Source organism: Cohnella silvisoli (genome assembly GCF_021190915.1).
Lineage (GTDB): Bacteria > Bacillota > Bacilli > Paenibacillales > Paenibacillaceae > Cohnella > Cohnella silvisoli.
Window position 1 is genome coordinate 101,240 of sequence record NZ_JAIOAP010000005.1, and the last position, 13,932, is coordinate 115,171.

General features: G+C 50.6%; 11 protein-coding genes. All 11 read right to left on the bottom strand.

Annotation, left to right across the window (positions count from 1 at the left end; all coding sequences use genetic code 11):
• Nucleotides 1-2 precede the first annotated feature (2 nt).
• Complete coding sequence (locus K7P76_RS11575) at nt 3-1,739, bottom strand: sensor histidine kinase (protein ID WP_232185458.1); 1,737 nt, start codon at nt 1,737-1,739, stop codon at nt 3-5.
• Between the two features lie 186 nt (nt 1,740-1,925).
• A complete protein-coding gene (locus K7P76_RS11580; RefSeq protein WP_232185459.1) occupies nt 1,926-4,586 on the bottom strand; it encodes a glycoside hydrolase family 20 protein in 2,661 nt (886 codons plus the stop codon).
• 23 nt (nt 4,587-4,609) lie between these two features.
• Nucleotides 4,610-5,476, bottom strand: coding sequence for a fumarylacetoacetate hydrolase family protein (locus K7P76_RS11585; protein WP_232185460.1), 867 nt, complete (start codon nt 5,474-5,476; stop codon nt 4,610-4,612).
• 19 nt (nt 5,477-5,495) lie between these two features.
• On the bottom strand, nt 5,496-6,509 hold the full coding sequence (locus tag K7P76_RS11590; RefSeq protein ID WP_232185461.1) for a Gfo/Idh/MocA family protein: 1,014 nt from the start codon (nt 6,507-6,509) through the stop codon (nt 5,496-5,498).
• Between the two features lie 18 nt (nt 6,510-6,527).
• Nucleotides 6,528-7,244, bottom strand: a complete 717-nt coding sequence (locus tag K7P76_RS11595) for an MBL fold metallo-hydrolase (protein WP_232185462.1) — start codon at nt 7,242-7,244, stop codon at nt 6,528-6,530.
• Between the two features lie 23 nt (nt 7,245-7,267).
• Entirely contained in the window at nt 7,268-7,657 is a 390-nt protein-coding gene (locus K7P76_RS11600; RefSeq protein ID WP_232185463.1) for a Rid family detoxifying hydrolase, read from the bottom strand.
• Nucleotides 7,654-8,841, bottom strand: coding sequence for a M20 family metallopeptidase (locus K7P76_RS11605; RefSeq protein ID WP_232185464.1), 1,188 nt, complete (start codon nt 8,839-8,841; stop codon nt 7,654-7,656). The genes K7P76_RS11600 and K7P76_RS11605 overlap by 4 nt, the downstream gene beginning before the upstream one ends.
• Nucleotides 8,842-8,852: 11 nt before the next feature.
• Nucleotides 8,853-9,554 (bottom strand): GntR family transcriptional regulator, encoded by a 702-nt coding sequence (locus tag K7P76_RS11610; protein WP_232185465.1) that lies wholly within the window; start codon nt 9,552-9,554, stop codon nt 8,853-8,855.
• Nucleotides 9,555-9,658: 104 nt separating this feature from the next.
• Nucleotides 9,659-10,678, bottom strand: a complete 1,020-nt coding sequence (locus K7P76_RS11615; protein WP_232185466.1) for a zinc-dependent alcohol dehydrogenase — start codon at nt 10,676-10,678, stop codon at nt 9,659-9,661.
• A 38-nt stretch (nt 10,679-10,716) separates the two neighbouring features.
• Nucleotides 10,717-11,838 carry an aminotransferase class V-fold PLP-dependent enzyme gene (locus K7P76_RS11620; protein WP_232185467.1) on the bottom strand — a complete coding sequence of 374 codons (1,122 nt, stop codon included), beginning with the start codon at nt 11,836-11,838 and terminating at the stop codon, nt 10,717-10,719.
• 138 nt (nt 11,839-11,976) lie between these two features.
• A complete protein-coding gene (locus tag K7P76_RS11625; RefSeq protein WP_232185468.1) occupies nt 11,977-13,926 on the bottom strand; it encodes a DUF4838 domain-containing protein in 1,950 nt (649 codons plus the stop codon).
• Nucleotides 13,927-13,932 lie beyond the last annotated feature (6 nt).

Consider the following 13,932-nt stretch of genomic DNA (forward strand, 5'->3'; position numbering starts at 1 on the left):
TTTCATCCTTTCGTTTTGCCGATTCGGATTTCGACCTTCAGGCCGCCAAGCTCGCTCCGATTGAAAACAAGTCCGTACTTTGGACCGTACATGATTTGGATTCGTCTGTGAATATTGATAAGTCCCGTGCTTTCCATCCGGTCTCCGGTTTCTTTAAGACGACGGTTCATATGCTCTATGTCCTGGTCATCCAGGCTGTCGCCGTCATCCTCCACCACGATGGCAATATCCTCTTCGTCCTGATGGTATGGAAATCGAACATGGAGCGTGCCCCCCGACAACCTTTTTTCGAAAACGTATTTGTACGCATTCTCAATAACCGGCTGCAAAATAAGCCTAGGCACAATAACTCCATTCAACGGCTCAGGAAGCGAATCAAATCGCACTTGCACCTTTGAGGCAAAACAAAACGTCTGGATGTCCACGTAGGTCCGGGCATGCTTAACCTCCCGCTCCAACAACAGCTCCGCTTGGGCATCGCGGGTCACGAATTGCAAATACTCACCCATATATTGGGCAAAACGGTAAGCGTTTTCATGATCGTGCGATTTGATTAATCTAGCAAGTATAAAATGATTGTTAAACAGAAAATGCGGGTTGATCTGCGACTGCAGCCGTTTCAATTCCGCTTGCCCGGAGCGGATTTTCTCTTCGTACACTTCTTGAATCAGGGTCGAGAGCCGCTGCACCATGTTATTAAAGGCCGTATACAAATAACCGAACTCGTCTCGTTGTTTCGGCTGAAGCGACAGAAACAGGTAACCATCCTCCACCTTGCGAAACGCAAATATCAGTTTGACGAGCGGTTTGTGAATCAGACGGTAAATCCAAAAGGAAAAAAAGACGACTACGATTACGGAAATGGCAGAAATCGCCCAGAACCATCGTTCGTATTGTTTGAGGGGACCCAAAATGAGCTTCTCGGGAACATATGCCACGAACACCGTATCGAGAAAAGAAGAATATTCGGCTGCAGCGAGCAGCTTGCTGGAATGGCCTCTTACGATGCCGGTGTAGGGGCTCGTGCCGGACTCCCGCTGCACGTTCGCAATAGGCAGAACCGCTGCGGCATCTTCGTTTGATCCGGTGGTCACGATCATTTCGTTGCTTCTGACGAGCATCGCCCCGCTTCCGTCCGCATTCATTGCCGCATTCATGGATTGCCGGATTTGTTCCTGATCGATTTCAATCACCATAATAAAAGCGATCTTCTTGCCTTCGCTCAGCAGCGTAGCATAGGGATAACTGACAAATAAGCCTCCGTCCCAATGTATCAGAGGCTTCTGATCTGCTCCGCGGTTAAACGCGTTGAACTCATTCTCCGCGATTCCCGGTCCATAATCCGATGCTGACACCGTTCGGTTGATAGACGGAATGTAGATCCGGGTGTCGCGAATATATTTGCTGGAGGAGCCCATAATACGCAGCCGCTTCTGCAAGTTGTTAACCGCGATATTCCGCTCGTAATAGGTCATTCCCTCGTAAACTTTGCTCAGTTGCAGCAAATCCGAGTCGACGATATAGTCCTTTTCCAGTTCAATGAGCCGTTGAATCTCGTACTCTAAGCTATCTCTATATCCGTGCACTTTAATAGCCAGAGACTTTGATATCTCTCGCTTATTCTGCTCGGTCCCCATCCTATTCATTAACAGCGTCATTACGTAGAGAGGAATAATTACGATTAAAAATGCCAGCACCAGCTTGGTGAAAATGGAAAATCGGCTTATCCGCCAGTTCATCGTGGTGTCCTCATTTCTATTCTCTTATTGAGATTATAAAAAAAGTTTTCCTTATGAACCAGTATACTATTTTTTACTTTGGGATGATCATTTTCTACTTTTATATAAAAAGGGCTGATCCCTAAGACCCTCGCGGAATCTTTAGAGAACGCCCTTTTTATTTGCCCTTTAGAAAATTCACAATCTTTACGTGTGCCCTTCAGCTGCCATCTGCCCTTCAGCCTGCTGAAGCTCCTCTAGAATGCTATGGCAATTCAAAGCTTTTTCCTGCAAATCCTGAACCGTATAGTAATAATGATTGCTTGCTTCAAACCCGATGCGAGAATCTCGGACGACAAGTTCGTACAACCGCCGCGCGTTATCCGCTTCTTCGTTCACGATAACGATCAGCTTGCGGCAAGCTTTAAGCCTGGCGGGCAAGCTTCTCGCAGATAAATATCGGTTGCGGGTCATGACGAAATCGATCTGCAAATAAGTGCTGTAAAAGTGAAGATAAGCAGCGGAAGCGGCCGTCATTAAGTCATTAAACTCTCGTTCAGCTCCGGGAAGCAGCTTCTTCCGCGCTTTTTCCAGCAGCCGCAGTCCCTTCTTCCACCCTGTCGCCAGCTTCTTGAACTGTTTGGCAAAAGCGGCTTCCGGATAAATTCCCCGCCACGCTCCAAGATCATCATACGGAAAACCGATCATCGTCGCTGCATAACCGGTCGGCTGCATATGGAGCAGGTTGGCCGGACCGAAATTTTGCGGCGCGAAATAAACCACGTTCAGATCGAAAGGAAATTGTTGAAATGCCTGGCTGAGCGCAGCCGAAGCATCGGCTATCGATTTCCCCGCCGCGCTTCCGAATTTATCCGACAGCAGCTCGCGAATGCCTGACTTCGTTCCGGTATCGGTATCCCAGTAGTATTCGGCTGCCAGCTCCAAATTGAGGGAAGGATACCCGCCCAAGGTCCAACTCAGCAACAAGCCGCTAACCCCGGATTCGTTCAGGCGGGCCAGATGCTCCTCGATCAACTGGAACACGGGCAAGAACGGAACCGCCGAGCACTCCCATGTGTTATTGAATTGCACCTTAGCCGCAGTCTTCAGCCCTCGCGCGTTAGCTGCACGCCAGTTTTGCAGCGACTTCTCGCCCGGTCCGACAACGGATATGGAATAATCGATCACTTGTCCCTGCACGCCGGCGATGTTCGTGGGTATCGCTTCCTCGCTGGTGGACATGACGATAACGTTATCCGGAAGTCTTTCGATCGCGGATAATCTTTCATTTTCCGTCCATCCCAGCTCCTGAACCCATCCCCACGTCCAGCTAAGAATACGCGCGTCAGGCTTTACGCTGAATGCTCCTTCCGCTATGAGTCCGACCACTTCCGCTACCACTTCGCTAGGCTTTCGCTGGCTGCAGCGCGGACAATTCGTTCGGCCGCCGACCGCACGGGAATAACAATTCGTCCAATTTTCCGACATCGTAATCGTAAACAGACCGGCTAGATCGGGTACTTCTCGAAACAGACGGGCTATCCCTTCGCGTAATAGCTTCTGCACACCCGGCTGGGACGTGCATAACGTCGCTTGGCCGTCCTCCGTATGACCCTGCCAATCCGGCTTATCGGCAAAAAAAGATACAGGCATCGTACGGGGCTCATTGCAGTACAAGTAAACGCCGATTCCGTATTTCGCCGATCGTTCCACGAGACGACGCAGCCCGACAATTCGCTTCTCCCAATCGACGGACAAATGCTCCAACGAATGCAACGGAACGAGGTTATATAGAACGCTTTGCAGCCAAATCCCGTTAACTCCCGCGTCGGAGAGTCTTTCTAAAAGTTCGTCCGGGTAAGGATCCAGCTCGGGTGTCAGAAGAGGATCCCCGTATACAGCGCTATAGGAGTAAATAATGCGCACATCGATTTTCGAAGTCCGCCGATACTCGCCTGCGATAACATAGGGTACCCGGCGTTTCCGCATTTGCCCGGCAAGCCATTGCAGCCCCTGCATAATGCCGGCTTCAGTAGCGGCCCGAATCATAATGGCATCCTTACCGACTGAAATCGTGTGGCTCTCTGCAGGCTGAGACGAATCCGGCACGATTTCGAATCGCATGACCGGCCTATGTTCCTCTGTTCCTGTTGGAGACAACGCATGACCATATTGAATGGCCCATTTGGTTCCCCAGTTCAGCTCATGCTTAGATACGAATCGTTCCAATGCCGATTCCAGATTGGGTTTTCCTTGCGGCGCTTCGATGGTCCACGGAATGTCCAGCCTTAGCTCTCCCGGATCCGGTTTCCTCGCAGGAGCCCGGTCCCTTTCCGTTGGCTCTCGGTATTGCTCAAGAAAATCGAAAGGTTGTTCGAACCTTTCATCTTGAGCGGACACCCTGGCACGCAGTTCGCCGAAATGGGCAGCGATCGTTTCTCGGATTTGCAGCGTCTTAGCTAGCTCCTCCGCATTCAATGGCCGGTATCGGACCGGCTCCGTCCAAGGCTTGATGCTGCCCAGCTTGATCCACAGAAAATCGTCCTCTTTCAAAGTGAAAGCCAGTCGCTCCTCCGTCCATCCCAGCAGTTGAAGAAGCTGCTCATAGGGGAGCAGATGCCAGTTGGCGCGGATAATCGTAATATATCCTCTTTCAAGCCATTTCGCTTCAATTTTAGACGTCGGTTCATCAAGCCCCAATTCTGTTGCTGTTTCTACAATTTGCGCTCCGGTGGCGCCCAGCACCTCGGCGAGCCGATCGACCGGCACCATCCCCCAGTTACGCCAAATGACGGCCTGCAAGCGTGTAGGAAAATGCGGTAAAGCCAGCGCCTTCTTATCTACATCCGTTAGGAGCTCAAGAATCATTGCGAATCCCCCATCATTCCGATTTATGCGTTCCGGATCCGGTTTTTCAAACTGCCCAGCTTGCTAATCTCCACGACGATCTCGTCCCCGTCCTTCAGCCATATACGCTTCTCCGGCGGATAACCGAAGATTACACCTTGCGGCGTTCCGGTCAGGATGATGTCTCCCGGGCTCAGAGTGATATATTCGCTAATATAACTAACCAATTCGTCGCAATAAAAAATCATGTCCGACGTATTGGATTGCTGCCGGACTTCCCCGTTCAAGCGGCAACCGATCTCCAGACGGTTCGGATCACCGACCTCGTCCGACGTAACCAAGTACGGACCGATCGGACAGAAGTGATCCAGGCTTTTGCCGAGCAGCCATTGATTCGTTCTGAACTGCAAATCTCTGGATGACAGGTCATTGGCGATGCAATAACCGAATACGCGCTTCAGCGCCTCGTCTTTGGAAACTTTGCTCGACGTCTGGCCAATCACGATCACAAGCTCCGCTTCGTAATCCCCTTCCTTTACGGAAGAAGGCAGCGGAATCGTTTGGCCATGAGCAGCGATGGAATTGTTGAACTTATTGAACAGAACGGGGAATTCCGGAATGCTCATGTTGGACTCCGCGGCATGCTCGCGATAATTCAAACCGACGCAAATGATTTTCCCCGGTTGGGGAACGCATGGGCCGAATGTCAAATCTTCTTCGCTAAGCAGATTGCCGGCTTCCACTGCGCTCTGTACGTGCTGGTTCACTTGCTTGATCACCGGGGCGCCCCCGGCGATCAGAGCTTCCATCGTTCGAGGCCAACCGTCCGCTGCAGGAATTTCCACGACACCAGAATCGGTCTTAACGCCTAGCCGTAAACCATCTTCCGTTGCAAACGTAAGCAATTTCATTTCTTGCACCTCATTATGATCATTTCGTTATCGTCTCTCCTATTGCGATCTCTCGTCCCGTCGCACAAGAGGCCACAATCGCATCGGCGACTTCAACGCCATGAACGGCATCGGCAAAAGAGATAACGCCCGGTTCTTCTCCCCGTGAAATACAGCGGCATATATAGGTCAGCTGCTCCCGCAAGCACCCGACCGATTGTCCATGCAATTTCGCATGAATGTTCATATCCGGCGTCAACCTGCCTCCGCTGTTCCATATTTGGAAACCCGAGTCGCTCGTTTCGAAGTGGGCGGTCCCGCTCTGTCCGATCACTTCGATCGCATCCGCGATTTCGACCCCCGCTTCATTCGGCGTCATCCAATTGCTGTGCAGCACGGCGATTGCTCCGTTCTCGAATTCAAGGTTCGCCCACAGCACTTCCGGAGAGGCGGCGCCGGAAACGGATTTCCCATAAGCTTTCACGTTTCTGACGCGGCATCCGGCATACCAGATGGCCAAATCGATATCATGAATCATCAGTTCGAATACCGTATGCACCCGTTGAAAAGTTTCGAATAAATAGCGCTCCCGCGACCGTTTCATGTACATGCTGATCGGCGTACCGACGCGGTCCGATTGAACCGCTTCTTTAATCGCGGCATAACGAGGATCGAACCGGAGCAGATGCCCAGGCATCAGCAAGCGGCCGCTTTCGGCAGCGGCGGCTTGCATCGCCTTTGCTTCGTCGGTCCGGGTCGTTACCGGTTTCTCCACAAGGACATGCTTGCCGGATTGCAGCGCTTTCAATGTCGGCTCCAGATGCTGGCTCTCGAACGTCACCACGCTGATTAAATCGATATCTTCACGCTGCAGCAGATCATCGGCGTTTATATGAAGGTTTGCGACTCCGTATTCCTTCCCGGCCCGTTCCAACCGTTCGGGCGAACTGTCGCATATGGCGACAACTTCCGCTTGCCCAAGCGAGCTATAAGCTTCCAGATGACACATGCCCCATCTGCCCAGGCCGAGAATCCCCACTCTCACTTTATTCATTCGTCTCCATCTCCCTATCTATAAATTCGGAGGTACATCCAACCGTTCGAAGCAAACATGCGCTTTATCAATATGCTTCCAAGCTTCAGTTAACACAAAAGCGCCGTGTCCGGGGAACAAGCTGTCGATACCGAGCTTATGCAGCTTGGCCAATGTATCGGCATATTCGGGTATGATGCAATCCCAGACATTCTGGATAACGACTTTTCCTCCCGCAAATACGGAATCGCCGCCGAACAACTGCTTCTTTCCGTCCCTCTCTAGCAGAAAAGCAATGTGACCCCGCGCATGGCCAGGCGTATCGATCACTTTCAGCACGGCGTTACCGATGACGATTTCCTCATTGTCCCGAACGTCCCGTGCCACCGGACAGGGTGGAAATTCGTAATCCATCGGATACACACCCGCTCTTACCGCCGCCGTAATGCTTACCTTATCCCGGTCTCCCCGTTCGATCCAAGGCATGATTTCCTTTGAAGTTACGACCTGCATCCCGTATTCACGGTGAAAATAAGCGGCGCCGGCCGCATGGTCGCCATGCCCGTGGGTAAGGAGCAAATACCGGATTTGCGCCGGAGAGATGCCGATGCGTTCGATATTCGCCGCGATCCGCTCCGGCTCTAAGCCTCCGCCTGCATCGATTAAGGCGTATTCTCCGTTCCCTCCGTCAAGCACATAGACGTTGCAATCCATCGGATCGCTCAATTGGATGCCATACTTGCCGCTGCCGACCATATAGATACCTTCATCAACCTTGATCATGAAGGGATATAGGCGATGCATTCAATTTCTACGCGCATGCCGGGAGGGAATTTGACGATCTCGAATGTGCTGCGCGCAGGCGGCTCGACTTGGAAGAAGCTCCCGTACACTTCGTTGTATGCCGCGAAATCATTCAGTTCATCGATAAATGAAGTCACTTTTACCACATTATCCAGCGAAGTGCCGGCTGCCTGTAAGATTTCTTGCATATATTCGAGAACGACACGCGTTTGCCGCGCCATATCTCCCGGGTACAGCACCTCTCCCGTAGCGATATCGAACGGGCATGTTCCAGCTACGTAAACCATGTCGCCCAGTTTAACGGCTTGAGAATAGGCACCGCTTGGCTTCGGTGCTTTATCCGTGCGTATGATTTCCTTTTTCACAGTCGGTCTCTCTCCTTTTGGTTGCCTTTGTAGCTGCAAGCCAATTGATAGTAAAACTCGGCCGCCTGCACAACCTCCACGACCGGAACATATTCTTCTGCGGAGTGCGCCTGATCGATCGAACCCGGACCATACACGATGGACGGAATCCCTTTCCATGCCTGCAGCTTGCTGGCATTGCTGCCGTAAGATACGCCGCATAGCGATGGGCTCAAGCCGAGAGAGCTGGCGACGCTCTGCGCCGCAAGAACAACCGCGGCTCCATGCGGCGTGTTTAGCGCAGGGTCCAACAGTAGAGGTTCGATGGAAATCCGCGCATTAGGCAGCGTTTCCTTCAACTCGCGCTCGAACGCGGACAGCACTTGTTCAGGTGTTTCACCGGGAACGATGCGCCGATCCACGCGGATTTCGCACGTTTCCGGAACGATATTGATCTGACTGCCTCCGTTAACGGTACTCACGACGATGGTCGGACTCCCGCACAGCTCGCTGCCGATGTGTGCCAACTGAGGCTCCACCCGATCCCGCACATGGCGAACAACGTCCATCATCGCATAGATGGCGTTGTCTCCTTTATGCGGAACAGAGCTGTGAGCGGCTTTGCCGTGCGTCTGCACGGAAAAGCGAGCGCAGCCTTTATGCTCGACTACGACGCCAAGCTCCGTCGGTTCGCCAACAACGGCGCCCGACACCGGAATATCTAGCGACATGAAAGCTGTAAGTCCCTGGAAAGCGTACTCTTCATCGACTGAAGCGCAGAAGACAAGGTCCGCGTTCAGAAGCTCCTGATGCAGTGCGCAGCGCTCCATCATATGGATCATTCCCGCCAATGCGCCTTTCGTGTCGCACGCGCCTCTTCCATACAGCCTGCCATCGCGGTAGGCCGGAATTAGCGCATTTTCCATGCTCCCGATCGATACGGTATCCATATGCGCCTCGAACAGCAAAGCCGACTCGGGCTTGCCTACTCGCAATTCCGCGATAATATTGTCGCGGCCTTCGGCAACCGGCTGCCGGGTGACCTTTAACCCCGCCTTAAGCAACCGAGTTTCTATATAATCGGCAACGTCCCGCTCGCCTCGAGCATCCTCCCCGTAATGCGGATTGACGCTTTGAATTCGCAGCAGATCGTCCAATATCCGCACCGCGGGGTGCGCCGCGCCTTCAATCGCCGATGATTCCATGCTTCTCCCTCCTACAACCAATCGATATCGTCGTAAACCCAATCCTTAGCCTCGGGCAACTTCCGGAATTCGTTAAAGGAACGTAAAATATGCTTGCGCATCACTTTCTCCGCATGATCGGGATCGCGGCGTACAAGCGCATCGATCAGTTCGGCATGCTGGTCGACTTCCTTCTGCTTCGTCGATACCCGCCCCAAAATTCGCCCGGCAAGCGAGATGTGAAACGTAATGGAATTATAGCTTGCGCTCAACCGGGAATGTTGGGACAAGCGGATAATGCTCTGATGAATATAGGAGGATTCTTGGAGCAGAGAATCTACCGTGTCATCCGCGCACTTTCTCTTCATATCCGCTAAAAATTGCACCAGTTCTTCGATATCCTCATCGGTCGCATGCTGAACAGCCAAACGAATCGCAAGCCCTTCTAACATAGAACGAAGAGAATACACTTCGAAAATATCTTTCATGTCGAACGTTCGGACCATCGGTCCCCTATTAGGTACAATGGTAATGATCCCCTCGCCTGACAGCTGGCGGATCGCCTCCCGGACCGGCGTCTGGCTGATTCCGAGTTCTTTCGCTACCTTCGTCTCCACGATCCGATCGCCGGGATTAAGCTGCCCATCGAGAATTTGCTGCTTGATAAACTCGGCCAGATCTACGCTCATACTTTGCTTTTCCAAAAAGGTTTGTCTCGTTATCGGTTCCTTCATTGTCCATACCCACTTTCCATCGCGATTAATTTTCCTATATATTGTATTATACCTTATATATAAGATAGCATAGGAACCTTACACGATGGTAAAGGGCAATCGAGTCAGGGCTGCAATAAAATTTTGCCGTTGGTTACTTTGCCTGCGACCAATTGTGCAAATGCTTGGAATCCTTCGGAAAGCGGCCGAATTTCAGTCCAACCCTGCTCCGTAATTTTTCCGGCGATCAATAAATCTACAGCATCTTGAAAATCCTGGCGCGAATAGCAGAACGAACCCAAGATCTCAATTTCACTGCGTATCGTATGATTAATCGGCAGTACCGTTTCGTCGATGCCCAATCCAATATTCATTAAAGTTCCGCCGGGATTCAGCAGCTTTATGGCCGCTTCTCTCGTCGGTTGAAACCCCGCGGCATCAATAACGACATCTATTCCTTTCGGACCGAATACTTGCTTGGCCCGCTCTTCCAAGTTGTCCTCGCGTACGTTAGCCGTCTCATTAATGCCAATGCTTCCGCTCATCGCCAATCTATCCTGATTGGTATCCGCTATCATAACTTTCGATGCTCCAAGCAGCGCGGCTGTCATCGCGCAGAGCAAGCCGATGCCGCCAGCGCCGAAGACGACGACATTCACGAAAGGATGCCTTTCCATCGCACGCCGAGTCGCCCGAAGCGAACAAGCCAGCGGTTCCGCAAGCGCAGCGCGAAACGAGCTCATCGATTCAGGCACCTCGATGGCTGCTGAAGCGGGAACGATCGCCCACTCCGCGAACGCACCGGGTTGATGAATGCCGATAATTTTTCTGCTTTCGCACAGTTGGGTTAACCCTTTCCGGCAACGATCGCATTTGCCGCAATAGAGCAATGGGTTAACGACGATTTTCCTGCCGATTAAAGCTTTGTTCTCAGGGTTGCCAACCTGCTCTACAACGCCGCAAAACTCGTGTCCCATAATCAATGGGGGTTTACGAAGACTGTTATGCCCCAAATAGCCTTCGATTTCCGATCCGCATATTCCGACAGCCTCTATACGTACAAGGACTTCATTATCCCCGGGAACAGGCCGCTCCCGATCTTCCCAATCCATTCTTTCCGCCGCGCTCCACACCAAAGCTTTCACCGGCTAACCTCCATCCCACTCATAAAAATATGAGGCATCTACTTCTTATAGGTTCCCAACTCGCGGAACAAATTGTTGATATCCTCTTCATCGTTGAACAAATGAACGGATATCCTAAACCTTCCGTCCCCGCCCCACACATAAATATTATGTTCGCTTAAATGATTGGCAATGGCTTCTCCATGTTCGGAAACGACACTGATGTTGCCTGCTCTTCTGCCAGGTTCTACCGGCGTCATCACTTCATAACCGCGATCAAGAAGCCGCTCGATCACCATTCCGCCAAGTTTCAAAATATGCTGTTCAATCCGATCGATTCCTTGCTCCAGCAGCAAACCCGTTGAGAAGTTGGCTGCGTATACCGTCGGATAACTCGGAAAACCCAGTTCGAATCGGCGGGCATCTTCATGGAACGCAAACGATTCAAAACGATCCGGACCGAACATATCGGTTACACTTCTCCATCCGACTGCGCGAGGTTGGAAATCTGCCGTACGCGCAGGATTTATGGCGAGTATTCCCATGCCGTGCGTGGAAAGCAGCCACTTGTAGGAGCTGCACACAACAAAGTCGGAGTCGTTCATGTCGACCGGTATCGCGCCAAGCGACTGCGTCGCATCGAGAAATAGCAGCGTCCCGGTATGTTTAAGCAACGCATATAAGGAGCGGTAATCCAATCTTGCTCCGGTCAAGTAGCTCACATGACTTGTCATGACCAATCTCGTACGATCATCCACTTGCGCCATGATGTCTTCTACTGTAACCTGCCAGTTCGTATGGTGAACGACGCGAACCTCCAAGCCCATCTTCCTCAGCAAAACCCAAGGCAGAACACCCGATGGAAATTCCAAATCGTTGATCACGACATTATCGCCCTCTTTGAAATCTAACGAATGCGCAATCATGGAAATCACTTCTGATGAATTGGATAACAAAGCAATATCGGAAGGCTTGCCGTTTAACAAGCTCGCTATATTAACTTTGCAGGATTGTTCGACTTCAGCGTTTCTAATGCGTCCTTTCGGACCTTTTGCCCGATAATTGAAATACTCCGCTACCGCATCCAGACAGCCTTGATGCGGAGGAACCTCTGCTCCGCTGTATAACCATGTACAGTCCGGTAATCCGATGAAAGATTGTTTATTGACTAATGCATCCATAGGTTTTCTCCTTGTTCTATTTGTTTCTGGAAGAAAATATTAATTAGGTTTTTCGATAGCACTCCTTCCTGTCTCTAAATTATATATAATGTATTATGTTTAATATAATGAGTTTGGGTTGTCCGTGTCAATGCTAAATTACAATGTTTTTCCAGTGAATATCCAGTCGAATACACCGACAAAATTGTACGCATCGAATACGCGGTGACAGGTTTCCTCTTGTTCCCATACCTTTGCTTTCACGCTTTCCCATAGGCCATGAGCTTGTTCGTCTTCTCCTCTAAATAGCAGTTCCAATCCACGCGTCATCTCCGTCCAAATCCTTGCATGTATCTCAAGATGTCTCCATGAAACGGCGTGACATGGGTTTGCATGCTGAATGTTTTTATCGATAACATTCTTGAATTGATCAATTAGTGAAATGATGCTTGGAAAATGTGAATTCCGATCTCTCTCACTCCGATCGAACGCCATAGACAGATTAAGTTCGAAATACAATTCCGACAGCTCCTCCGCATAATTCAAGCATAGAGGACCATCTTCCCCATAGGCGCTCGCATAATAATCCTCCGCTATCTCCCTGAAGCTTAGCTCTCTATTCCATAATGTTCGGGCCATCGCCGTCATGCCTAGGCCATTTGGAAAGAAGGAACGCTGAACCTGACAACTGACAAAACCGTTTAGACCGATCCGATGCAAATGACGGATATCCTCGTGCACCAGTCGGGAGATGCGGACATAACCGGGATCCATTTGATGAGCCCACATGAAATGATAATCAAAATCGAAGCTGTCGCCTTGGAACCGGCCCTGCCATGCCTTAAGAAAACTAACGTTTCCCTCCACGGTTTGCGGTAGCTCTACCTTATTTCTGAAAAACGGCGGAACATGGGGAACACTTTCCGTCGATGCGAAAGATTGCCGGTATGAACGGGTTATCGGGGCGAATTGCATCACAAAACGGTCGGGATTGATGAACTTTTCATACTCGGGGGGCCACAGCAATTCATGGTAAATTAGAAATGCAATACGAGTGTTAATGCCTTGAGCAGTCAGGCCATCATCCAGTTCATTCAGTAACCTCACATACAAGTCGGAAGGTGACGCTGCAACGCAATTTTCGCACTCGCATTGATTGTTGAAGCCGTCCGACAACCAAACATGCAGCAAGTCGACCTCCGGATGCAAGGATGCATAGAGAATGATTTCATCAATCATTTTACTGCGGGCTTCCGAATTGGAATAACACAGCTCCGTATTGATAGGAACGCCTTCCCATAATTCGCGTTTGCCGTCCACCTGTGCGAAATACTGAGTAATTTCAGGACCCACCTCTTGCTCCCACTTCTCCCAGCTTAACCCTTGGATGCCAAATGGCGCGCATGTCCACCCATGTCCCACAGCTTGATAAATCATCCCTCTTTTCTGAATCTCTTTCTTCACCGCAGCAATGTATGCTCTTGCCGCTTCTACATTAAAATGTCCAGTCGGACGCTTAAGAGGATTGTTTAAGTGGTTGTACCATCGTTCGAAGAAAAAATAAGCTTCTCTGAATTGAATAAAATAGCTGTTGAATCCAACTTTGGCCATCCAATCGATCATATCGGTCACATGTTCAAGGCTGACCGCCCCTTCAATACAAATCCCCCTGTACCGATAAGAAGCCTGTTCATATACGTTTACCGAGAAAGATCCGACATCCGCTTTCGGTAAATATTCGCCGTCTGCTCCCGGCCTCACCCATCTGCAGCCCAATTCAGTCAGAAAGCGATAGACCGCGAGCAGAATGCTGCGTGGATTTGCCCCGCTAATGATTCCTTGTCCACGAGATACCTCGATCCATATCGCGTCATCGTAATCTTCCTGTTCGTTGACAGAGAATGGAGCATGCGGAAAGTTACCCGGTAATCCAATCCATAAGCCCTCCCCACTCTGGTCGTATTGTTCCGCTCTTATGAAAGTAACTTCGCAATCCGAAATCTCTTCTAAATAACGAACTAATTCTTGTGCGGCAAAATGAATTGTCTGATTACCCTGTTCGATAACGTGAATGCAACAAGCCTGCTTAAGGTCTAAATCTCGGATCATTTTATT